We start from the raw sequence: 21,855 nt of genomic DNA on the forward strand, positions 1-21,855 counted from the left end.
AATGGCCAGAAAAGTATTAATTAGTGCAGGTGGTTCAGGGATTGGACGATGTATTGCCGAGGCATTTTTAAACAATCAGGATGAAGTTTTCGTTTGTGATATTAATGCTAAAAGCCTAGAAAAATTTCAACAAGATTATCCCAAGCTGCATATATATACATGTGATTTGGCTGATCATGAGCAAATTAAACTCATGTTTAGTCATGTAGTTCAGAAACTTGGCGGTATTGATATTTTAGTCAATAACACAGGCATTTCAGGCCCGACCATTGCAGCAGATGAGTTAAGTTTTGAAGATTGGAACACGGTGATTAATTTAAACCTGAATAGCACTTTTTTAATTACTCAGTTAGCCATTCCCTATTTAAAGCAAGCAGAAGCAGGCGTGATCATTAATATGTCGTCTATTGCCGGACGCTTAGGCTATCCATATCGATTGGCCTATTCAACATCAAAATGGGGACTGATCGGTTTTACCAAAACGCTCTCTATGGAACTCGGTGCAGATAACATTCGGGTTAACGCTATTCTTCCAGGTGCGGTAGATGGTGATCGAGTTCAACGCGTATTACAGGCCCGTGCTGATGTAGCGCATACCTCACTTGAAGAAGTGACTCAAAATGCACTGAAAAATCAGTCGCTCAAATATTTTGTCAATCCAAAACATATTGCAGATTTATGCCTATTTTTAGCGTCAGACAGTGGCCGCTCAATTTCAGGGCAAATCTTACCCATTGATGGTGATAAACAATGCTTAAGCTAAATCACCCAACCCTATTTTTCCGTTTAATTTCAAATATAGATCAATAATCAGGATGATCGACATGACTTATGATATTAAAAGCATGGCTGTGATTGGTGTAGGTGTTATGGGCAGTGGTATTGCTCAAATTGCTGCACAGTCAGGTCATACCACTTATTTATATGATGCCAAAGCAGGTGCAGCAGAACAGGCTAAAGAAAAACTGGCTGCTACATTTCAAAAGTTAGTCGACAAAAATAAAATTACATCTGAGCAAGCAGCAGCGGCAAATAACCATTTAATTGTTGCTCATCAAATTGAAGATTTAAAAAATTGCGACCTGATTGTAGAAGCAATTGTTGAACGTCTTGATATCAAACAAAGCTTGATGCAGCAGCTTGAAGATATTGTTTCGGATAATACTATTTTAGCCTCAAACACTTCTTCTCTTTCTATTACAGCCATTGCTGCAAATTGCAAAAAGCCTGAGCGTGTTGTGGGTTATCACTTTTTTAACCCAGTTCCACTTATGAAAGTGGTCGAAGTCATTCGTGGTTTAAAAACAGATCCACTTATTATTAATGCTTTAAACGATCTGTCTCGTGCATTTGGTCACCGCCCTGTTGTAGCGAAGGACACCCCTGGATTTATTATTAATCACGCGGGCCGAGCTTATGGCACCGAAGCGCTCAAAATTTTAAATGAGAATGTCTGTGGCATCAGTGAAATTGACCGAATTTTACGTGACGGCGTTGGTTTTAGAATGGGTCCTTTTGAGTTACTCGATTTAACTGGCCTTGATGTCTCGCATCCTGTGATGGAGTCGATTTATCACCAATACTATGAAGAAGCTCGCTACAAACCAAACCCGCTGACCAAGCAAATGCTTGATGCCAAGCAACTTGGACGTAAGGTTAATCAAGGTTTTTATAATTATGAAACTGGCTCAAAAACAGGTGAACAACCTGCTCAGTTTGTAGAGCGTTTAGCGCAATATCCAAAAGTTTGGATCGCTGCCGATTTTTTAGATGATAAGAAACAGCTCGAAGATTATTTAACTCAGCAAAATATTACCCTAGACACCAATTCTGAACCACAAACAGATAGCTTATGTTTACTTGCTTGTTACGGTGAAGACACAACTCAAGCGGCTACTCGCCTTGGGGTTAATCCAGAACATGCTGTTGCTATAGACATGCTTTATGGCATTGCAAAGCACCGTACCTTAATGCCTTCACTTGTTACCAAACCTGAATACCGACAAGCCGCTCACTCTATTTTCAATCTAGATGGAAATCTGGTGAGTATGATTAATGAAAGTATTGGCTTTGTTGCGCAGCGCGTTTTAGCAATGGTCATTAATTTAGGCTGCGATATTGCCCAGCAAAATATTGCAACGGTAGATGATATTAATGCTGCAGTACGTCTTGGCTTAGGCTATCCATTTGGACCAATTGAATGGGGCGATCAAGTCGGTAGCGAAAAAATCTTACTCATTCTTAACCGTATAACAGCACTTACGCATGACCCGCGTTACCGCCCTAGCCCATGGTTACAGCGTCGTGTCGCACTTCATTTACCACTTACTTTTACTCACGAGTCTTGAAAAGGAATTTCTCAATGTTAAATGCATATATCTATGATGGTTTACGTAGTCCATTTGGTCGTCATGCAGGTGAACTTGCCTCAATTCGCCCTGATGATTTAGCCGCAACTGTCATTCAAAAACTATTAGAAAAAACTGGTGTGCCGGGTGCGGATATTGAAGATGTGATTTTAGGCGACACCAACCAAGCTGGAGAAGATAGTCGTAATGTGGCACGAAATGCGCTATTACTTGCAGGTTTACCTGTTACTGTACCGGGCCAGACGGTAAACCGCCTATGTGCGAGTGGTTTAGGTGCTGTGATTGACTCAGCACGTGCCATTACTTGTGGTGAAGGTGAACTGTATATTGCAGGTGGTGTAGAAAGTATGTCTCGCGCACCTTTTGTGATGGGTAAAGCCGAAAGTGCTTATAGCCGTGATGCAAAAATTTATGACACCACCATTGGATCTCGTTTTCCAAATAAAAAAATTATTGCTCAGTACGGTGGTCATTCAATGCCTGAAACGGGCGATAACGTCGCAGCCGAGTTTGGCATTAGCCGTGAACAAGCTGACTTATTTGCAGCCCAATCACAAGCCAAATATCAAAAAGCCAAAGAAGAAGGTTTCTTTGCCGATGAAATTATGCCAATTGAGGTTTTCCAAGGCAAAAAATTGCCGCCTAAACTCGTTTCAGAAGATGAACACCCTCGCCCAAGCTCAACTGTTGAAGCACTCACAAAATTAAAACCGCTCTTTGAAGGTGGCGTGGTTACAGCTGGTAATGCGTCAGGTATTAATGATGGTGCAGCAGCACTCTTGATTGGTTCAGAAGCAGCAGGTCAAAAATATGACCTAAAACCAATGGCAAAAATTTTGTCAGCAGCAGCAGCGGGTATTGAGCCACGCATTATGGGTGCAGGCCCGATTGAAGCCATTAAAAAAGCTGTTGCGCGTGCTGGCCTTACTTTAGATGACATGGACATTATTGAAATTAATGAAGCCTTTGCTTCACAGGTTTTATCTTGTTTAAAAGGTTTGAATGTTGATTTTAATGACCCGCGTGTGAACCCGAACGGTGGTGCGATTGCAGTTGGTCATCCACTTGGTGCATCTGGCGCTCGTCTTAGCTTAACAGTAGCGCGGGAGTTAATTCGCCGTAAGAAAAAATATGCCGTGGTGAGCCTATGTATTGGTGTAGGCCAAGGTCTTGCAATGGTGATTGAAAACGTTTCATAACCATTGAACCCGATATCCATTCATCACAACAGCGCAGTGATGAATGGATTTATTTTGCAGAGCGAAATATAATAGCAAAACTATTGCTTTAATTATATTTGAGGATCGAATGTCTCAAAACACGGAAACTGAGAAACCAATAAATTTTGATGAGATACGTTTAGATCCTATTTCGCATATACATCGAGAAAATAACCCGCAATTTATTGCTTCTTTAGCGCGCGGTTTAGAACTTTTAAGATGCTTTTCTGCAAATAATCAGGTGCTTGGTAACCAAGAATTAGCAAAAATGACAGGTTTACCTAAACCGACCATTGCACGTATTACCAATACCCTTGTGTCATTAGGTTATTTAAAACAATTGCCTAACTCGACCAAATACACACTAGATATTGGTGTCTTATCTTTAGGATATGCAGCTTTATCTAACATCTCGATTCGTAATATTGCTCATCAATATATGGAAGAGATGAGTCAGTATGTTCAAGCGCCTGTGGCAATGGCAACGCGTGACCGCTTAAATATGGTGTATATCGATGTTGTGCAAATTGAAACTGCATTAAATATGCGCCGTCCAATTGGTTCGACTTTGCCAATCCATAGTAGTTCAATGGGACGAGCATGCTTGGCTGCGACCCCTGAACGTGAGCGCAATTTTCTACTTGATGCATTGAAACAAAAAAATCCAGAAAACTGGCCAGCCATAAAACGTTCTTTAGAACGAGCTTTCCGTGATTACCAAGATTATGGATATTGTTTGTCTTTAGGTGAGTGGCATAAAGAAGTGAACTCGGTGGCTGTACCTTTGGTCAGCTCGAAACACGGTCTTTATGTTTTTAACTGTGGTGCGCCAAGTTTTCATTTAAATCCGGAAAAACTTGAAGGTGAAATTGGACCACGTTTAATCCACATGGTGCACAATATTCAAGATGCTTTGAATGAAACGCACTAATAACCGTGCTTAAAACAGTCATGGTTGTGTTGATTAAAGGTCCACTTTCATTATGACTATAGGCATGATGAAAAACGCACTCTATACTCCAACCATTATTTTAATGGCAATTGCCGCAGGCATTTGTACAGGTGGAAATTATTTTAGTCAGCCACTTATTCATTCAATTAGTGTAAGCCTAGATTTAACCGAAACGACTACAGCGTGGGTGCCAACTCTAGCCCAAATCACCTACGCATGTGGCTTACTCTTTTTAATGCCGTTGGGAGACATCATAGAAAAGCGCAAGCTGCTATTTATCTTTATGTTATTGGCTTCAAGTGGATTAATTATTAGCGGGTTTTCGCACAATATTTATCTTTTACTGCTTGGCACCGTCATTACTGGTCTATTTTCCAGTTCAGCCCAACTGTTATTACCGCTTGCTGCAAGTCTGGTTCCGATTCAACAAAGCGGCCGTGTGGTTGGCTTTTTACTGAGCGGACTGATGATGGGGGTTTTACTCGCCCGTTCCCTTTCAGGGCTGATGTCTACGCTTTTCGCTTGGAATATTATTTATCTGGTCAGTGGCTTTTTGTTACTTATCATTGCCATTATTTTGCATCGTAATATCGGGTTATTTCCACCAACCAAATCTGAAAACTATGCAAAAACTATTCGCTCTTTACCACAGATTTTTATTCAAAGCCGACGGTTAAGAACCAGAACTTATATTGGTGGTTTTACATTTGCTTGTGTAAGTTTAACCTTTACCACCATGTCGTTGCTTTTGGCTCCAGCACCCTATTTTTTTAGCGACTTTACCATTGGCCTTTTCAGTTTTGTTGGGGTATTAGGGACGTTCGTTGCCAATTTTTCAGGTAAATTTATTGATCAAGGCTACATTCATAAAATTTCAATTTATTGCGGCATTGGGCTTATTTTAAGTTGGATTCTTTTTTCACTTTTACCCTACCATTTCGCTTTTTATATTATTGCCTTACTCGTTCTCTACGCTTCTCTTTCTGCTGTGCATGTCACCAACCAAAGTATTGTATTTAAACTTAATCAAGAATTACGTTCGCGGTTTAATGCCATTTATATGACGGGTTACTTTGCTGGCGGCGCTTTAGGCACAACGGCAGGAAGTTATACTTGGAAACACTTCGGATGGACAGGTGTCTGTATTTTAGGTTTAATTTTTGCCATTTTATGTCTTTATTATTGTGTACGTGATGCAAAAGATCAGCACAATTAAAGCTTGTGCTGATCTTATATAAAGTAGGCTAATGGTTCGTTATAAAAGCCCTAATAACCGACGACGAATAATATCTTCTGCCTCTTTGACAATTCGGCTGACCAGTTCATCGCATGTCGGAATATCATGAATCAAGCTCGCGACTAAACCGCATGACCATGCGCCAGCATTAACGTCCCCATCAATCATGACTTTTGGATAAACACCAGCAACTTCTTCAATAATATCTTCAAATTTAATGTTATCACCGAGCGCTTTTTCTTTTGCCACGATTTTTTCTACAGCAGCATTATTCATAACACGTTCAGTATTTCGCAAAGCACGCATAATTAAACGCGTATCTCGTTCAGTTGCATTTAAAATCGCCTGCTTCACATTTGCATGTACGGGAGCTTCCTGAGTCGCAATAAAGCGCGTTCCCATATTAATTCCATCTGCTCCCATTGCTAAAGCAGCAGCGAGTGAGCGTCCATCTGCCATTCCACCTGAAGCAACAAACGGAATTTCTAATGCATCGGCTGCTAAAGGCAATAAAATCATATTTGGCACGTCATCCTCACCAGGGTGACCTCCGCACTCAAAACCATCTACAGAAACCGCATCACATCCAATTTGCTGAGCTTTTAAGCTATGTCGAACCGAAGTACATTTGTGAATTACTTTAATACCAGCAGCCTTTAAATACGGCATGACTTGTTCAGGATTACGCCCTGCTGTTTCTACAACCTTGACTCCACCTTTAATAATTGCCTCTACAAAACCCGGATAATCAGGAGTATTCACCGTAGGCAAAAAGGTTAAATTTACCCCAAAAGGCTTATCAGTCATTTCACGGCAACGTGCAATTTCTTTTGCCAGATTTTCAGGCGTACGCTGAGTCAGGCCAGTGATAATGCCTAGCCCGCCCGCGTTAGAAACCGCAGCAGCCAGCTCTGCAAAACCAACATAATGCATACCGCCTTGAATAATTGGATGCTCAATTTCAAATAGTTCTGTAATTTTGGTCTTCATATTATTCCCACTCACTGTTCTATAGCTAGCTTCTTATTTCCTTAGCAGAGCTAGATACTTATTTACGCATAAATTCTGTCATCATTTAAAGTGAATTAAGTTAAAATTTCACAATACAAAATTATATACCACAATATAAAACAAAATAATTGATAACGGAATTATTTTTCGATAGCATCAGTTTAAATTTTAGACGGAAAATTATTTAAAGGAATGAACGATGCAGCAGAACAACAAAACCCAAAGCGAGCTTAAAACAGGCACAATTCATAAGTATTTTGATAGAAATATACTAACGCTCACCATGAGTAATGCCACTAAAAAGAATGCAATTAATTATGAAATGTATGCAGCTTTAAGTCAGGCATTAGATCAAGCTGCAACCAATCAAGACATTCATGTGGTTGTGCTTACTGGTGAAGACTCCGCATTTACCAGCGGCAATGATGTCAACGCATTTGAAAAACGAGATACCACCACTTCAGAACCACCCGCTTCGATTGTTTTCTTAAAAAGCTTGGCAACTTTTCCAAAACCGATTATTGCCAAAGTAAATGGTGTGGCAATTGGCATTGGCAGCACTATGCTTCTACATTGTGACCTTGTGTATGCAAGCCAAGGCTCTATTTTTCAGTTTCCCTTCGTGAATTTGGGGCTTGTACCTGAAGCGGGTTCAAGTTACATCTTGCCAAGACTATTGGGCTTTGCTCGCGCTTCGGAACTTATTTTACTCGGTGAAAAATTTTCAGCAGACCAAGCAAAGAATTATGGTCTGGTAAATGAAATATTTGAGGCAAATGAGCTGGATCAGGTGGTTGAAGATATCGCAATCAAACTCGCCCACAAACCAAGCCAAGCCTTACAGCTGAGTAAAAAGTTACTAAGAGATATGCCAATCGATGATCTACTCAATCGTATTGATCATGAGTCGACTATTTTCTCACACTGTTTACAGGGTTCCGAGTTTAAAGAAGCATTAAATGCTTTCAAAGAAAAACGGAAACCAAACTTTCACAACCAAACAGTCTAGATACACCTACTAAAAAGCCAGCATTGAAAATCAAAGCTGGCTTTTATAAGTAAATCAGATTGGTTTAGCTAATCTCGGTACGAATATTATTCACCATGTGTAAAAGACGCGGTGCAATATCTTCTTCGAGTTTTTCACGGTTCATAATAAAGCTTGGACCGCCACAGTTGAACACCAGTAAACCATGTTGTTCATGAGTGAGTGGAACCGCAACCGAGTTCACATCTTTATGCCATTCGCCGATTGAAAAACAGTATCCAAAATCTTGGTAGTCTTTAAAAGCTTTGTCTAAATCACGATTAATTTTGATCCAGTCTTCTTTGTGCTTGCTACGAATGGCATCAAGTAAAAACTCTCTTTCATCTTCAGGCATTGCAGCTAAACAAGCACGTCCCATTGAACTTAAATGAATCGGTAAATAAGTTCCGACTTGACGGCGCATGGTCATATTGCCTTTACCTTGTACCACATCAAGATAAATCATATTCAGTCGATCACGTGTTGCCATGGCAACCGCAGCGCCCGCATAGTCTGCCAAATTTTTCATATATGGATGAGCAATAGAGCGAATCGACACGTTAGACAGCATGGAATAACCAAACGCAAGAACACCCACTGAAAGCTGGAATTTGCTTGAGTTAGGTACTTGTTTGATATAACCCAAACGCGACAAGGTATGTGTAAGGCGAGTAATAGTTGGTTTTGGCAAACCAGTCATTTGAGCAAGTTCTTGGTTGCCCAAATGTTGATGCTTAGGCGTAAAACAACGTAATAGCTCTAAACCACGTGCTAATGCAGTAATAAATTGGCGATCATTTTCATCCTGCATGTCTTCAATCGGATGTAATAATTCATGCCTTAATGGCGCTAATAATTTTTCTGTCGGTTCTGCATCAACTGCATCATTCATTGTCATACCAATCCATATTTTGTTTCGCACTGCGAAAATTATAATCTATTTTTTCTATAAATAGCAAAAGAGCAAACATCCGAGTCTGCATCTAAAAGATAACTTCATTTAACTTATTAAAGCGAAAGATTAAATATTTTATTTTCTGATTTTAAATATAATTGTAATCTTCCGCTTTTAAGCCACCTACCCAATTACGCCCTTTTCTTTAAGCTCTGCTAGTTTTTCTGAAGAAACCATTCGCCCCAAAACGGCCTGCGTATGTTCACCCAGCAGCGGAGGTGCTGTTTTGTACTCTACGGGTGTTCTCGAAAGTTTGATTGGTGACCCAATTACCTTCAGTTTCTCACGTTGAGGATGGTTCATCTCGACTAACATTTCACGGGCAATCACTTGTGGCTCTTCAAAAGCTTGTTCCAAGTTATTAATCACACCAACGGGAACTTTAGCAGCATAGATTGCATCTACCCATTCATCTGCTGTTTTTGTTAAAAAGTGAGTTTGTAAAATTCCGATAATTTCATCACGATGCTTAATGCGGTCTGCATTTCGGGCAAAACGCGGATCATTTGTTAAATCGGGTAAACCAATACTACGACAGAGTTGAATAAACTGAGTGTCATTTCCACATGCAATAATAAAATCACGGTCAGAAGCTTTGAACACTTGATAAGGGACAATATTGGCGTGTGCATTGCCATAACGTTTAGGGATATTACCCGATGAAAGATAGTTCATTCCCTGATTTGCCATTGTGGCAATTTGAACATCAAGCAAAGCCATATCAATATATTGACCTAAACCCGTCACATGGCGGTTGAGTAAAGCAGCCTGTATGGCAATCGTAGAATAAAGACCTGTGGCTAAGTCAGAAAATGCGACCCCTACTTTTTGTGGTCCACCACCCGGCAAATCATCACGCTCACCCGTGACCGACATGAGCCCGCCCATACCCTGAATAATAAAGTCGTAACCGGGTTCCTCTGCTCTTGGACCAGTTTGACCAAAGCCTGTAATTGAGCAATACACCAGTTTAGGGTTAATGGCAGATAAAGACTCGTAATCCAAACCGTACTTTTTTAAAGACCCTGCTTTGTAGTTTTCAATCACGACATCGGTGTCTTGAATGAGGGCTTTAATCAATTCTTGACCATCAGGACTGGCAATGTCGATGGCAACCGATAGTTTATTGCGGTTGGTTGACTGATAATATGCAGCTTCTTGAGTGTCTTGACCTAAGTCATCTTTCATCCAAGGTGGCCCCCAAGAACGGGTATCGTCACCGACTTTTGGTCGTTCAATCTTGATTACTTCTGCGCCTAAATCGGCAAGAATCTGTCCACACCAAGGCCCAGCCAATACCCGACTTAAGTCAAGCACCCGAATTCCATTTAAAGCACCCATCTTCATCCCACTATATTTTGTGACTTATTTCCTATAGGAAAACTTATCCATTTAAAATTTCGCATAGCGATATATACTTTTAATATACACAGCTCTTTTGAAAAATCAAACTATAATTTTCCACTAAAAATAATGATTTTTTATAAGAAAATATAGCTTAAATAAATCAATAAATTAGCCAAACATAAATCAACAACAAAGTATCGCATTGCGAAATTAATTTTCAAAATATATTGTTTTGCGTTCATCCTTTGATTACTATCGCTTCAAATATTGGTGATTTTACGAACATCACATTGATGTTTTCTGCATGTAGTAAAAGGACGAGACTATGATTCGAGATCAGGAAACCTTAGATCAACTTGTTGATATGATTCGACAATTTGTTGAAGGTGTATTAATTCCTCATGAGAATGAAGTCGCTGAAACGGATGAAATTCCTCAAGATATTATTGAGCAAATGAAAGCTCTCGGTTTATTTGGTTTAACCGTTCCTGAAGAGTACGAAGGGCTTGGACTGACAATGGAAGAAGAGGTCTATGTGGCTTTTGAATTAGGTCGTACCTCTCCTGCTTTTCGCTCTCTGATTGGAACCAATAATGGCATTGGTTCAAGTGGCCTGATTATTGATGGGACCGAAGCACAAAAATCATTTTTCTTACCACTTTTAGCACGTGGTGAAGTGATTAGTTCTTTTTGCTTAACCGAACCGGATGCAGGCTCTGATGCTGCCTCTTTAAAAACCAGCGCTGTAAAAGATGGCGATTTTTATGTGTTGAACGGCACCAAACGTTTTATTACCAATGCACCTCATGCTGGTGTATTTACAGTCATGGCTCGTACAAACTTTGATATTAGAGGTGCTGGTGGCATTTCTGCTTTTATTGTCGATAGCCAAACTCCGGGCATTTTTCTTGGCAAACGCGATAAAAAGATGGGGCAAAAAGGCGCCCATACCTGTGACGTTATTTTTGAAAATTGTCGCATCCCTGCTTCAACGCTCATTGGTGGTGTTGAAGGTGTTGGTTTTAAAACTGCTATGAAAGTACTCGATAAAGGCCGTTTGCATATTGCGGCTTTGAGTGTTGGAGCAGCAACCCGAATGCTAGATGATTCTTTAAATTACGCCATCGAACGCAAGCAATTTGGACAACCAATTGCTGAATTCCAACTCATTCAAGCCATGCTTGCTGACTCAAAAGCCGAGATTTATGCAGCCAAATGCATGGTCTTAGATGCTGCCCGCCTACGTGATGCAGGAAAAAACGTTAGCACTGAAGCTTCCTGCGCAAAAATGTTTGCAACCGAAATGTGTGGCCGTGTCGCTGATCGCTGCGTACAAATTCACGGCGGTGCTGGTTATATCAGTGAATATGCCATTGAACGTTTTTATCGAGATGTCCGTTTGTTCCGCCTTTATGAAGGCACGACCCAAATTCAACAAATGATTATTGCCCGAAACATGATTCGCGCTGCGTCTTAATCAAATTTTAAGCACTTCAAAACGACTTGAAGTGCTTTCAATCAAATGTAGGTAATGGATTATGGCTACAAATTACAAAGAAGGTTTTTCCCGTATACAGCCTCATACATGGAAAATAGCATTTATTTTTGCATTTCTAGCACTATTGGTAGATGGTGCAGATTTGATGCTGCTGTCTTATAGCTTAAATAGTATTAAGGCAGATTTTGGATTAAGTTCAGTACAAGCAGGTATGCTCGGCAGTTTTACATTAGCAGGTATGGCTGTTGGTGGAATTTTTGGGGGATGGGCGTGCGATAAATTTGGTCGCGTGCGCATTGTTGTTATTTCTATTTTAATTTTCTCACTCCTCACCTGTGGTTTAGGTTTTACCCAGAGCTTTCTGCAGTTTGGTATTTTAAGATTTTTTGCATCGCTTGGTTTGGGTTCACTTTATATTGCCTGTAATACCCTCATGGCCGAATATGTACCAACACGTTTCCGAACCACGGTACTCGGCACGCTACAAGCTGGCTGGACCGTAGGATATATTGTTGCGACTTTGCTTGCAGGTTGGATTATTCCTGATCATGGCTGGCGCATGCTGTTTTATGTTGCGATTATTCCCGTCATTATTGCTGTTCTCATGCATATTCTTGTACCAGAACCAGAAGCATGGCAAAAGTCTCGACTACAACAACCTGTTGTGACTCAAAACGCATCGAAAACTTCGGCATTTAAACTCATTTTCCAAGATAAACGAAACCGCAATATGTTTATCTTATGGGCGTTAACCGCTGGCTTTTTACAGTTTGGTTACTATGGCGTAAATAACTGGATGCCTTCATATCTAGAAAGCGAACTGGGTATGAAATTTAAGGAAATGACTGCCTATATGGTAGGTACATATACCGCCATGATTTTAGGTAAAGTCCTTGCGGGCATGATGGCAGATAAATTAGGACGTCGTTTTACCTATGCTTTTGGCGCAATCGGTACTGCTATTTTCCTACCTCTAATTGTTTTTTATAACTCACCAAGCAACATTCTATATTTACTAGTCACTTTTGGTTTCCTCTACGGCATCCCTTATGGCGTAAATGCAACCTACATGACCGAAAGCTTTGCAACAGCAATCCGCGGTACAGCCATTGGTGGTGCTTATAACGTTGGACGTTTAGGTGCTGCTTTGGCTCCTGCAACGATTGGTTTCTTAGCCTCTGGCGGCTCAATTGGTTTAGGTTTTGTCGTGATGGGTGCTGCCTACCTGATTTGTGGTGTGATACCAGCCCTATTCATTAAAGAAAAAATATACGACCCTCAAAAGTCGTAAAAGATCCATCACAAAAAATCCTATAGGTCCTATGACTATAGGATTGATGGTCTAACGAACTAAACACATGGTTTGGATCGTTAGCCGGAAATAAGGAATTTACTCCTCAAAGTTATTCATTATTTCCACATATGTAGAGTTTATTACTCTTCATTTTAATTTTTTAGGTAAGCTTAGCTCCCAAGGGAGCTAAGCTTAAAAATTTATAGACCGAAACATTTGTTTAAGGTCGTTCCCCTTGCCCCAAACGGCGTTCAATATCATCGAGTACATTCGGTAAGTCAGCGACACTATCAATCACATAATGAGCGCCCGATGCATTCATTTTTTGATAGGCCTTATTTTTTAGCACAATTTGTTCATCTGCCGATAGCGCAATCCACTCTTCATAGCTTAAACCGACTTCGTTACCACTAATCGCAAGTCCTACTGTCCAGCATCCGGCATTTAAACCTTCGTCAATACCCACCACGGTATCATCCACTTTTACAACTGTTTTGATGTCAGATACATCGAGTTGAATTAAGTTTTTCCATAGCATTTCAGGATATGGACGGCCATATTTCACGTCGCTGGCAGTAACGATACAGTCCGGTCGGTAACCCTGATCAGCAGCATCTTTAACTAAACGACCAATCATCATGGATGCATAGCCCGTGTTACTGCCAATTTTTGCACCACGCTTTTTAATATTTTCAAACGTTTCTAATGCACCCGGAATTAAAGCAGAACATTTCGGAATAGAATTTAATTGATATGGAATAAAGTCTTTATATAAACGGTCAATATCTGCTTCAGTTGCAGGTTTCCCATATACTTCCTGCCATGCCGCTGCTACACGCGGCATTTTTAAAACTGCTGCAATATGATCACGTTTCTCCAATCCCATGGGCGCACGCGCTTCTTCAACCGTAATTTCAACTTTATTGTCTTTAAATAAAGCCATAAAAGCTAAAATTGGTGCGCGTGAGCCAAAATCTACAGTTGTACCAGCCCAGTCAAAAACCACAGCCTGAATTTGTGTATTGTTGGTCGTCATGGTGTATTCCCTTTAATGCAAATGATTTAAAAAATTATGCTGTTACAGCTTGGTTTAGGTGGTTTTCGCAGTAGCTCGCAATTGCAGCAAGAAGCCCTTCAATATCTTGAATATAAACTTCGCCAATATTGCCTATACGGAAGCAGTTGAGATCTGTGACTTTGCCCGGATAAATTACATAGCCTGATTTTTTTAGCGTTTCATAGAATGACTGAAAGCTAAATTTCTCGGCTGTTGGGTAAAGAAAAGTGGTAATGATGGGTGATTGTGGGCACTCTTCACCGAGCACCAATTCAAAGCCAAGTTGTTGCATACCTTTAGATAAGGTTTGTTGGTTTTGTAAATAACGTTGATAACGTGCAGCAACACCGCCTTCTGTCTCAAGCTCAAGTAATGCTTGATAAAATGCACGTACCACATGGGTTGGCGAGGTAAAACGCCATTTACCGTTATGCTGCTCCATCGTATTCCACTGGTCATACAAATCGAGACTGACCGAACGTGCCAAGCCTTTACATGCTTCTAGGCAATCACGCTTTGCCAAAATAAAGCCAAAGCCCGGAACACCTTGAATACATTTATTTGCACTTGAAATTAGAAAATCAATTTCAAGCTCAGCCATATCCATAGGTACTCCACCAAATGAACTCATGGCATCCACAATCCAGATTTTTCCTGCTGCTTTAACTAAACGGCCAATGTCTTGAATCGGATTTAAAATACCAGTGGTGGTTTCACAGTGCACACAAGCAACATGGCTAATGGTTTTATCTTCTAAAACGCGCTCAATCTCTTGTAAATCTGGTGTTTGAGTTTCTAAATAGTTCAGCTCTACAACTTCAATATTTAAGCAACGCGCCATTTGCACCATACGTGCACCATATGCGCCGTTATTAATGATCAAGATTTTGCCATCACGCGGAATAGCTGAACCAAGTACAGACTCCACAGCAAAACTTCCACTGCCTTGCATTAACACAGCCGTATATTTTTCAGGTTGGCTGGTTGCTAAGTTGACTAGACGAGAGCGAATATCTTGTACCAGCGAGTTGTATTCTTGGTCCCAAGTACACCAATCTTTTTGCATTGCACGGCGTACTGTTACCGATGTTGATAATGGTCCTGGAGTAAGAAGCAAATACTTGTTCTCTAAATCCATATCGAGTTGGGGTTGCATGTTCATAATGTTACTCATTTCTTTCGCGTTCATTTCAATATACATCAATCTGGTTTAAACCAGATGACAAACTAGTAAATATTTTGTTCTAATATTTCTTTCATAAAGCCAGCCCCTGTAGTCATGCCTTTGCCAGCTATTGCACTCACCAGAAAGATATTTTTTTCAGCTTCAGTGAAACAGGCCAACTCATGTTCATGGGTCAGGTAATAACCATTCCAGCGTTTTTGAATTGGAGGTAAAGTCAGCCCTAGTTTTTCGTGGCAGTACGTTTGAATAAACTCATTAATCTCTTCACGCTGCTCGAACTGAGGCGCTTCATTAATTGAATGGTATTCGTGGCTATCCCCTATGATCAGTTGGCCAAATTCGTTTTGTTTAATCAGAATATGAATACCGAATTCTTTAATGAAACCCTGCTGCGATGCTTTAACTAACTCGGCATGACTTGGGCAAATTTCAAAAGCTGGATAGCGTGAAATAGATAAGCCTGAATAAAGAGAAGCATTTAGTTTTTGGTGAAACCGTTGAGTCAGGGCCATTTGTAAGCCACAACGTTTCAGATTTAAGCTTTGTAAGATATCTGGATATAAAACATCGATGACTTCGCCGTGACAGATCAAAACTTTATTTGCCCGATATGCCTCGCCACTTGCCAAACGAACCTGACAACTTTCCTGCTGATATTGGGTTTGAACAACACAGGCATTGGTATAAATCTCTACACCGTTTCTTTCGGCATATGCCAATAGTCGCTGCCCAATCACATGCGGTTCGACCGAATAATCTTCTTCAAAAACCAAACCGCCTTGAAACTGCTGCGAAGGATTTAAATAAGAAAATTGGGTGACCAATTCCTCATGGCTAAACAAATGAACTGGAATTTGGTAATTATTTGCACGTTCGGCAAACTCATTTAAAACCTGCCATTCAAGTGCCGTGTTTGCCAGATAGACACCTTGGCGTTGAGCAAACGAAATATCGGTTTCAGTTTGAATACGCTGATAAAAAGAACGCGTTTCAAGCGCGTACTTTCGCCACTGTTGCTCTGGATGGGTTAAGGTCGAAGTTCCGACCATGCCAAAATTACGGCGAGTAGCCCCTACAGGTTTGGCATTTTTCTCGAAGATGCAAACTTTCAAGCCTTGTTCTTGTGCCTGTATTGCAGCGGACAAACCTAAAATACCGGCTCCGACAACAATTAAATCAAACTGTGCGTTATTCATAAGACTTCCAATTTGCGAAATTTAGGATGAACAAACCCTTGCCTTGTTGAACAAAGCATTTCGTTTCAATCGGTTAAATAAAAATTGTTTAGCTAAAACTTAGTGAGCGCTTTCACGCCATTGCTGACTTCTTGCCATAATTTTTCTGGTAAATAACCAATGAATGAGTTTTACAACACATGAGGTGGTTAAAATCAAAATGCTCATCGCAACAGCAGCAACCGTGTCTCCCGCATCATCCATATTTAAAACAGCTACCGCAGCTAAACTGGTGTCTGGTGAATAGAGGAAAATGGCAGCCGATACAGTGGTCATGGCATTCACAAAAATATAGACCGATACATCGCATAGCGCTGGAAAACACATAGGCAAATACACTTTCCAAAAGGTTTTCCACTTCGATGTACCTAAAGTTTCTGCTGCTTGGTCGAGCTGTAGCGGAATTTGTTTAATCGCATTGGTTAAAGTGAGGTGTGGCACGGTGTAATAATGTACAATGGTTGAAATCACCAAAATGGTCATGGTTCCATACAGCACATTTAACGGATTACTTTGCAGGTTAAAAAACAAAATATAAGCAATACCTAGCACCAACCCCGGCACAGCAAGTGGTAATAAAACCAAAGCTTGCACATAGTTTTTAATGAATTGATGTGCCTTAAAACGTTCGGTTAATAGTGCCACTATAAAAATCAGTGCTGTTCCAAAAACAGTACTAAAGAGTGCCATGCGAATCGAGTTAAAGTACGCTGCCCAACCGCCACCATCGACATATTCAAAACTGTAATGTGCTAGGGTCAAAGACAAATCATAAGGCCAAGACTGAATAAAAGATGCGAGCACAGCCGTAAAGATAATCAGTAAAATTGCCCCTGAAACCAACCCACAAAATAGGCTCAGAACAACTTCAAGTTTTTTATTCGATGCTGAAACATAAGGTTTAGCCTGAAAGGCTTGAAACCGTGCATGCCGCTTGCTTTGTATTCGATCAAAAATAAATACAAACACTGCTGGTAGCAATAACAAGATAGAAATCACCGCACCCATGCTCATGTTTTGCTGACCAATAATCTGTTTATAGACATCAAGCGCCATCATGTTAAATGAACCGCCAATGACTTTCGGAATTCCGAAATCGGTCAACACATAAATAAAAGCCACCAGACTTGCGCTGATGAGTCCATAACGAATTGCAGGTAGTGTGACGTGATAATGCGTCTTCCAGATATTTTTACCCAGTGACAAAGATGCCTCAATTAAACGCTGATCGACACTGCGAAAAGACACCATCATTAACATTAAAATTGCTGGAAATAGCCAAAAGCAGTAACTGATTAAAATACCGATTGGACCATAAATTTGAATATCGCCCAGCAAAGGTTTAAACACACCTTGCTTACCAAACAAATAAACCAATGCCAAAGAAGGCAAAAGTGACGGCGCTAAAATGGGTAAAAAAGCCACCAGTTTAAAGAAGCCTTTGCCTTTTATATTCACTTTGGTGAGGGCAAAAGCATAAATACTGGCAAGAAATACTGTAATGACAGTAGCAGCACAAGCAACCCACACCGAGTTAAATACAGAACTGAGTAAAGCTGGACTTGCAAAATAGTTATAAAAATTTTCAAGGCCAACAAATTTTTGATTTTCATCAAAAAAAGCTGTTTCAAACAGCATCATTAAAGGAGCAATAATCGCTAAAGTCAAAGCAATTGCAACGGCTGCCAAAGCAACATTTGATCTTAATGAATATTCAGTTTTTCGACGCGGCTGTGTTTTTAAAACCGCTGAAGCAGCTTCATTTAACATAGTGCGTACCCTTGTTCGTCAAAGACATGAATGAGCTGATTAGGCACTTTTATAAACATCAGTTCTTGCAAAGTTTTGAACTTGGTATTTTCAATTTCAATTTGCAAAAGGTGTTTTTCCTGCTCAATTCCATCGATATGAATAGCGCAAAATAAACGACGCTTGGCACCTAAAAATTCAGTGCTTAATACTTTAACTGGCAAATACAACGAATCTTTATCACTACCAAAATCATCAACCAACTCGACAGCTTCGGGTCTAAAACCAATGCTGTAATTTTCCCCTGCTTTAAGTTTTTGTTGCTCCAAATTTAGAGGAATAAAACCTAAAACCTCGAGCTGATTCGGTACAGCGCAAGTGGCTTTTAAAAAATTCATGGTGCCAATAAACTTGGCAACGAATTGGGTTTGTGGCTTGTAGTAAATATTGTGCGGTGTATCAATTTGCTCAATGACGCCATGATTCATCACCACAACACGGTCAGAAATGCTTAATGCTTCTTCTTGATCGTGCGTAACCATAATGGTTGGCAAATTAAGCTGCGTTTGAATCGAACGGATCTTTTGTCTTAGGTTTAGACGTACCTGAGCATCAAGTGCAGACAATGGTTCATCCAACAGTAAAATATCAGGCTCCGGTGCAATTGCCCGAGCAAGCGCAACACGTTGCTGCTGCCCACCCGACAATTGGTTTGGATATTTTTTAGCAATATCGGGTAATTCAATCAGTTCTAATAACTGTTGAATCCGTTGGCTACGCTGTGATTTATCCCATCTTTTTTTGTCCAAGCCAAAAGCAATATTTTCTTCTACATTTAAGTTTGGAAATAACGCATAGTTCTGAAACACAATGCCGCAGTGACGCTTTTCAGCACTGAGCAACGTAATGTCTGCGCCCTTTTTTATAACCTTTCCATAATCAGGTTTTTCTAGACCCGCAATTATGCGTAGCAATGTGGTTTTACCGCATCCAGAAGGTCCCAAAAAGCTCACGAACTCGCCCGCTTTCAGGTCTAAATTAATATGCGCTAGGGCCTGAAAGTGTTGGAACTTTTTTTGAATATCCATCACTTCTAAAACTGAGGGGCCATGTTCAGGATATTTATAGGTCGTTAAGGTCGACAATAAATGCCCTGCTAACTCACCTTTTGGATTTTGACCTAGCAGCGATGACTGCAATGACGAAGGTATTTGCATAATGAGGCCCTTATCCAAAAGATCACTTTTCAAAACGCTTTGACCATTCAGCCAAAATACGTTCACGCTGCTCGGCCGCCCAATAAAAATCATTTTTCACGAGCATTTGAGGAAGGTTTTTTGGGAAGTCCATGGTGGTATTTTCAATGCCTTTATAGGCCACCATTGAAAAGTTATGGGCATAGGCTTCGTTTGCCGCTTTGCTTACCGACCAGTTTATAAATTTCTGTGCGCTGCTTAATTTCTTGGTTTCTTTCACAATTGCTGAGGCTTCCATTTCCCAGCCTAAACCTTCAGTTGGATAAACCACTTCTAAAGGTGCACCTTCTGCTTTTAATTTAAATGCCGGATAGCCGAAAGAAACACCAATTGGGATTTCGCCCTGTGCTGCCATCTTGCAAGGTTTTGAACCCGAGTGAGGATATTGTGAAATGTTTTTATCTAAAGCCTGCATATAATCCCATGCCTGCTTTTCACCCCAAATTTGCATCCAAGCCGTGACATCCAAATAGCCTGTGCCACTCGAAGCCGGATTTGGCATCACAATCAGGTTTTTATAAATTGGGTTGGTTAAATCTTTCCAAGTTTTTGGAATCGGTAACTTACGTTTTTCTAATTCGACTTTATTGACACAGATTGCAGATTCCCATGCATCCATACCCGTCCACGTTGGTATAGATTTTTGACTTACAAATTCCGATTTTAGATTTTGCACGCCTTCAGGTTTAAAAGGCTCGAGCATGTCTTTTTTTTCCATGACCAGCAAACTGGTTAAAGCCACACCAAAAACCACATCCGCTTGTGGGTTTTTCTGCTCTGCCAAAAGTTTAGCGGTGATTACACCAGTTGAATCACGTACCCATTTTACTTTGAGTTCAGGATAGGCTTTGTGTAATTCTTCTTGGTATTGCTTAAGTTGGTCGGCTTCCACTGCCGTATAGACTGTAATTTCTTCTGATTGTTTTGATGTTGCTGATGAACATCCCATTTGAATAGCAACTACTACACCTAAAACTGATGCAGTACCGAGTTTAATTGTCTGTTGAACATACTGTTTCATCTGCAAACCATCGAATGCAATTATTTGATGATCGTATTTCAACAGGTTTATATGACAGTTTAATTAATCTGGTTTAAACCAGATTGTATTTTTATGCTCGCGCTTCGAAATGTAAATCTAAAACATCATGTAGCCAATATTCTTGGTCAACATCGGTAATCACGCCCTCTTCATTTCTGTTGCTACGGCAAATATATAAACCCAGTGCTCCCACATTGACATGCAGTGCTTTAGCCTGCTGTTCCGATAAGGCCGTTGGATAGAGGTTAATGTCAGCTCTGGTGATATGGCAGTTATATTGATTTGCCATCAGTAAAGTAATCGATTGCTTGAGATCATGAGTTAAAAACTCAGGAAAAAGTTCGGCATTCACCCGTAAATGCTCAACCAAAACAGGTCGTCCATTAATACAACGACGTCGCCAAACCGAATAAATCGGATGCCCTTTTTCAACTTTTAAATGCTTGGCATCCCAAGAAGTAGCTTGAGTAAGTTCACTCGAAATCACTTCTGTAGAAGGTTCATAGCCTTGTTCAATCACGAACTGATTAAAGTTTTTAGTCGATTGTGGGTGATAAATAATACGAGGAGAACGAACATACCAACCACGGCGATCTAGTCGATAAATCAAGCCATCAGTTTCCAGAGCCAGCAAAGCTTCACGTGCAGCCACACGAGTGGTTTGAAATTGTTCAGAAAGCACTCTTTCTGATGGAAGTTTTGCGTGGGCTTCTAATACGCCAGATTCAATATCGTGGGCAATTGCATCGCGAATAGGAATATATTTAGGTATGCGTGCTTGGTCCTGTTCCATACAAACTTAGAATTTATAAATAAAGAAATTAATAGCAATATACTGAAAAAATGTGACAAAAGCTTTTATTAATGCTGATCTTTTAAGCAAAATGCGTCCTATTCCCCCCTTTTCTTCAATTCAGCTTTTCCATAAAAAAACGTGTGTGCACGCGTAAACTTTCCTTGGCTCATCTGTTTATCAAGGAAAACGGCATAGCTTAGTCATTACATCATATTTATTGAGACACTTATTTAAGATAAAAATTCATATTTCTGTACTGACTCTTACACAGGAAGTGAGGATTTGCACTAACACTCAATATCCGCCCTCCTATATTACTGCCTTGTAGAATTAGAATAGTATGGTCAATAAAAACCCAAACCTTCTTAAGCAACTAAAAAGACAAGCTCATCATCTTATATTTAAAAGCTCTTAATATGACATTACCCATTTAATAAAAACTAAAATATTAAGAAAATTTCCTGATTTAAAAATAAACATAAAATTTTAATTTAATCAAAATTTCAAACAACAAATTTAATTAAAAAAATAAGATAAGGCCAGTTCGTCGATTTATTAAGCAAAACCATAGCCACACCTCTAAGGTTAAATACCAATCAACTATTTATTCAATCTAATTAATAT

At 40.1% G+C, this 21,855-nt stretch carries 18 protein-coding genes; 8 read left to right on the forward strand and 10 right to left on the reverse strand.

From position 1 onward, the window contains the following. The first annotated feature begins 1 nt into the window (after position 1). From ACH63V_RS10545 to ACH63V_RS10565, 5 genes are all read left to right on the forward strand, one after another. Complete coding sequence (locus ACH63V_RS10545) at positions 2 to 763, forward strand: SDR family oxidoreductase (protein WP_396463464.1); 762 nt, start codon at positions 2 to 4, stop codon at positions 761 to 763. A gap of 61 nt (positions 764 to 824) precedes the next feature. Further along, positions 825 to 2,348 carry a 3-hydroxyacyl-CoA dehydrogenase gene (locus ACH63V_RS10550; RefSeq protein WP_396463465.1) on the forward strand — a complete coding sequence of 508 codons (1,524 nt, stop codon included), beginning with the start codon at positions 825 to 827 and terminating at the stop codon, positions 2,346 to 2,348. 14 nt (positions 2,349 to 2,362) lie between these two features. After that, positions 2,363 to 3,568 carry a 3-oxoadipyl-CoA thiolase gene (locus tag ACH63V_RS10555; RefSeq protein WP_396463466.1) on the forward strand — a complete coding sequence of 402 codons (1,206 nt, stop codon included), beginning with the start codon at positions 2,363 to 2,365 and terminating at the stop codon, positions 3,566 to 3,568. A gap of 109 nt (positions 3,569 to 3,677) precedes the next feature. Next, complete coding sequence (locus ACH63V_RS10560; RefSeq protein WP_000081480.1) at positions 3,678 to 4,520, forward strand: IclR family transcriptional regulator; 843 nt, start codon at positions 3,678 to 3,680, stop codon at positions 4,518 to 4,520. A 64-nt stretch (positions 4,521 to 4,584) separates the two neighbouring features. Beyond that, positions 4,585 to 5,757 (forward strand): MFS transporter, encoded by a 1,173-nt coding sequence (locus tag ACH63V_RS10565; protein WP_396463467.1) that lies wholly within the window; start codon positions 4,585 to 4,587, stop codon positions 5,755 to 5,757. Positions 5,758 to 5,796: 39 nt separating this feature from the next. Here the strand turns inward: ACH63V_RS10565 and ACH63V_RS10570 are convergent, their stop codons facing one another. Then, positions 5,797 to 6,768, reverse strand: coding sequence for an NAD(P)H-dependent flavin oxidoreductase (locus ACH63V_RS10570; RefSeq protein ID WP_396463468.1), 972 nt, complete (start codon positions 6,766 to 6,768; stop codon positions 5,797 to 5,799). A 220-nt stretch (positions 6,769 to 6,988) separates the two neighbouring features. On the opposite strand from ACH63V_RS10570, the gene ACH63V_RS10575 reads away from it, so the two are divergent. Continuing rightward, positions 6,989 to 7,798 (forward strand): enoyl-CoA hydratase, encoded by an 810-nt coding sequence (locus tag ACH63V_RS10575; protein WP_396463469.1) that lies wholly within the window; start codon positions 6,989 to 6,991, stop codon positions 7,796 to 7,798. 64 nt (positions 7,799 to 7,862) lie between these two features. Here the strand turns inward: ACH63V_RS10575 and ACH63V_RS10580 are convergent, their stop codons facing one another. Both ACH63V_RS10580 and ACH63V_RS10585 read right to left on the reverse strand, forming a co-directional pair. Then, entirely contained in the window at positions 7,863 to 8,708 is an 846-nt protein-coding gene (locus ACH63V_RS10580) for an IclR family transcriptional regulator (RefSeq protein WP_396463479.1), read from the reverse strand. Between the two features lie 186 nt (positions 8,709 to 8,894). Next, entirely contained in the window at positions 8,895 to 10,112 is a 1,218-nt protein-coding gene (locus ACH63V_RS10585; RefSeq protein WP_396463470.1) for a CaiB/BaiF CoA transferase family protein, read from the reverse strand. A 331-nt stretch (positions 10,113 to 10,443) separates the two neighbouring features. On the opposite strand from ACH63V_RS10585, the gene ACH63V_RS10590 reads away from it, so the two are divergent. Together ACH63V_RS10590 and ACH63V_RS10595 are read left to right on the forward strand one after the other, a co-directional pair. Beyond that, positions 10,444 to 11,595, forward strand: coding sequence for an acyl-CoA dehydrogenase family protein (locus ACH63V_RS10590; RefSeq protein WP_396463471.1), 1,152 nt, complete (start codon positions 10,444 to 10,446; stop codon positions 11,593 to 11,595). 61 nt (positions 11,596 to 11,656) lie between these two features. Next, on the forward strand, positions 11,657 to 12,907 hold the full coding sequence (locus ACH63V_RS10595; RefSeq protein WP_396463472.1) for an MFS transporter: 1,251 nt from the start codon (positions 11,657 to 11,659) through the stop codon (positions 12,905 to 12,907). A gap of 223 nt (positions 12,908 to 13,130) precedes the next feature. On the opposite strand, the gene phnX is transcribed toward ACH63V_RS10595, so the two are convergent. The 7 genes from phnX to ACH63V_RS10630 form a co-directional block, all read right to left on the reverse strand. Next, entirely contained in the window at positions 13,131 to 13,946 is an 816-nt protein-coding gene (phnX, locus tag ACH63V_RS10600) for a phosphonoacetaldehyde hydrolase (protein ID WP_396463473.1), read from the reverse strand. Positions 13,947 to 13,980: 34 nt separating this feature from the next. Continuing rightward, complete coding sequence (gene phnW, locus ACH63V_RS10605) at positions 13,981 to 15,168, reverse strand: 2-aminoethylphosphonate--pyruvate transaminase (protein ID WP_005132327.1); 1,188 nt, start codon at positions 15,166 to 15,168, stop codon at positions 13,981 to 13,983. Between the two features lie 26 nt (positions 15,169 to 15,194). Continuing rightward, positions 15,195 to 16,349: a TIGR03364 family FAD-dependent oxidoreductase gene (locus ACH63V_RS10610; RefSeq protein WP_098713286.1), complete on the reverse strand. Its 1,155-nt coding sequence runs from the start codon at positions 16,347 to 16,349 to the stop codon at positions 15,195 to 15,197. 99 nt (positions 16,350 to 16,448) lie between these two features. Next, entirely contained in the window at positions 16,449 to 18,158 is a 1,710-nt protein-coding gene (locus ACH63V_RS10615) for a putative 2-aminoethylphosphonate ABC transporter permease subunit (RefSeq protein ID WP_396463474.1), read from the reverse strand. Continuing rightward, positions 18,152 to 19,354, reverse strand: coding sequence for an ABC transporter ATP-binding protein (locus tag ACH63V_RS10620; protein WP_396463475.1), 1,203 nt, complete (start codon positions 19,352 to 19,354; stop codon positions 18,152 to 18,154). The genes ACH63V_RS10615 and ACH63V_RS10620 overlap by 7 nt, the downstream gene beginning before the upstream one ends. Positions 19,355 to 19,376: 22 nt before the next feature. Beyond that, the gene (locus ACH63V_RS10625) at positions 19,377 to 20,414 is read right to left on the reverse strand and encodes a putative 2-aminoethylphosphonate ABC transporter substrate-binding protein (protein ID WP_396463476.1); all 1,038 of its coding nucleotides are present in this window, start codon (positions 20,412 to 20,414) and stop codon (positions 19,377 to 19,379) included. Positions 20,415 to 20,505: 91 nt separating this feature from the next. Further along, entirely contained in the window at positions 20,506 to 21,228 is a 723-nt protein-coding gene (locus ACH63V_RS10630; RefSeq protein ID WP_000434318.1) for a UTRA domain-containing protein, read from the reverse strand. Positions 21,229 to 21,855 lie beyond the last annotated feature (627 nt).

Source organism: Acinetobacter sp. ABJ-A23_2 (assembly GCF_044538765.1).
GTDB classification, from domain to species: domain Bacteria; phylum Pseudomonadota; class Gammaproteobacteria; order Pseudomonadales; family Moraxellaceae; genus Acinetobacter; species Acinetobacter nosocomialis_A.

What these genes read in the sequence shown, in the direction of transcription:
- ACH63V_RS10615 (WP_396463474.1), bottom strand. Translation starts at nt 18,158, where the DNA reads ATGTTAAATGAAGCTGCTTCAGCGGTTTTAAAAACACAGCCGCGTCGA.
- ACH63V_RS10630 (WP_000434318.1), bottom strand. Translation starts at nt 21,228, where the DNA reads ATGGAACAGGACCAAGCACGCATACCTAAATATATTCCTATTCGCGAT.
- ACH63V_RS10610 (WP_098713286.1), bottom strand. Translation starts at nt 16,349, where the DNA reads ATGAATAACGCACAGTTTGATTTAATTGTTGTCGGAGCCGGTATTTTA.
- phnW (WP_005132327.1), bottom strand. Translation starts at nt 15,168, where the DNA reads ATGTATATTGAAATGAACGCGAAAGAAATGAGTAACATTATGAACATG.
- ACH63V_RS10550 (WP_396463465.1), top strand. Translation starts at nt 825, where the DNA reads ATGACTTATGATATTAAAAGCATGGCTGTGATTGGTGTAGGTGTTATG.
- ACH63V_RS10545 (WP_396463464.1), top strand. Translation starts at nt 2, where the DNA reads ATGGCCAGAAAAGTATTAATTAGTGCAGGTGGTTCAGGGATTGGACGA.
- ACH63V_RS10565 (WP_396463467.1), top strand. Translation starts at nt 4,585, where the DNA reads ATGATGAAAAACGCACTCTATACTCCAACCATTATTTTAATGGCAATT.
- ACH63V_RS10590 (WP_396463471.1), top strand. Translation starts at nt 10,444, where the DNA reads ATGATTCGAGATCAGGAAACCTTAGATCAACTTGTTGATATGATTCGA.
- phnX (WP_396463473.1), bottom strand. Translation starts at nt 13,946, where the DNA reads ATGACGACCAACAATACACAAATTCAGGCTGTGGTTTTTGACTGGGCT.
- ACH63V_RS10580 (WP_396463479.1), bottom strand. Translation starts at nt 8,708, where the DNA reads ATGAATGATGCAGTTGATGCAGAACCGACAGAAAAATTATTAGCGCCA.
- ACH63V_RS10625 (WP_396463476.1), bottom strand. Translation starts at nt 20,414, where the DNA reads ATGAAACAGTATGTTCAACAGACAATTAAACTCGGTACTGCATCAGTT.
- ACH63V_RS10620 (WP_396463475.1), bottom strand. Translation starts at nt 19,354, where the DNA reads ATGCAAATACCTTCGTCATTGCAGTCATCGCTGCTAGGTCAAAATCCA.
- ACH63V_RS10595 (WP_396463472.1), top strand. Translation starts at nt 11,657, where the DNA reads ATGGCTACAAATTACAAAGAAGGTTTTTCCCGTATACAGCCTCATACA.
- ACH63V_RS10570 (WP_396463468.1), bottom strand. Translation starts at nt 6,768, where the DNA reads ATGAAGACCAAAATTACAGAACTATTTGAAATTGAGCATCCAATTATT.
- ACH63V_RS10555 (WP_396463466.1), top strand. Translation starts at nt 2,363, where the DNA reads ATGTTAAATGCATATATCTATGATGGTTTACGTAGTCCATTTGGTCGT.
- ACH63V_RS10585 (WP_396463470.1), bottom strand. Translation starts at nt 10,112, where the DNA reads ATGGGTGCTTTAAATGGAATTCGGGTGCTTGACTTAAGTCGGGTATTG.
- ACH63V_RS10575 (WP_396463469.1), top strand. Translation starts at nt 6,989, where the DNA reads ATGCAGCAGAACAACAAAACCCAAAGCGAGCTTAAAACAGGCACAATT.
- ACH63V_RS10560 (WP_000081480.1), top strand. Translation starts at nt 3,678, where the DNA reads ATGTCTCAAAACACGGAAACTGAGAAACCAATAAATTTTGATGAGATA.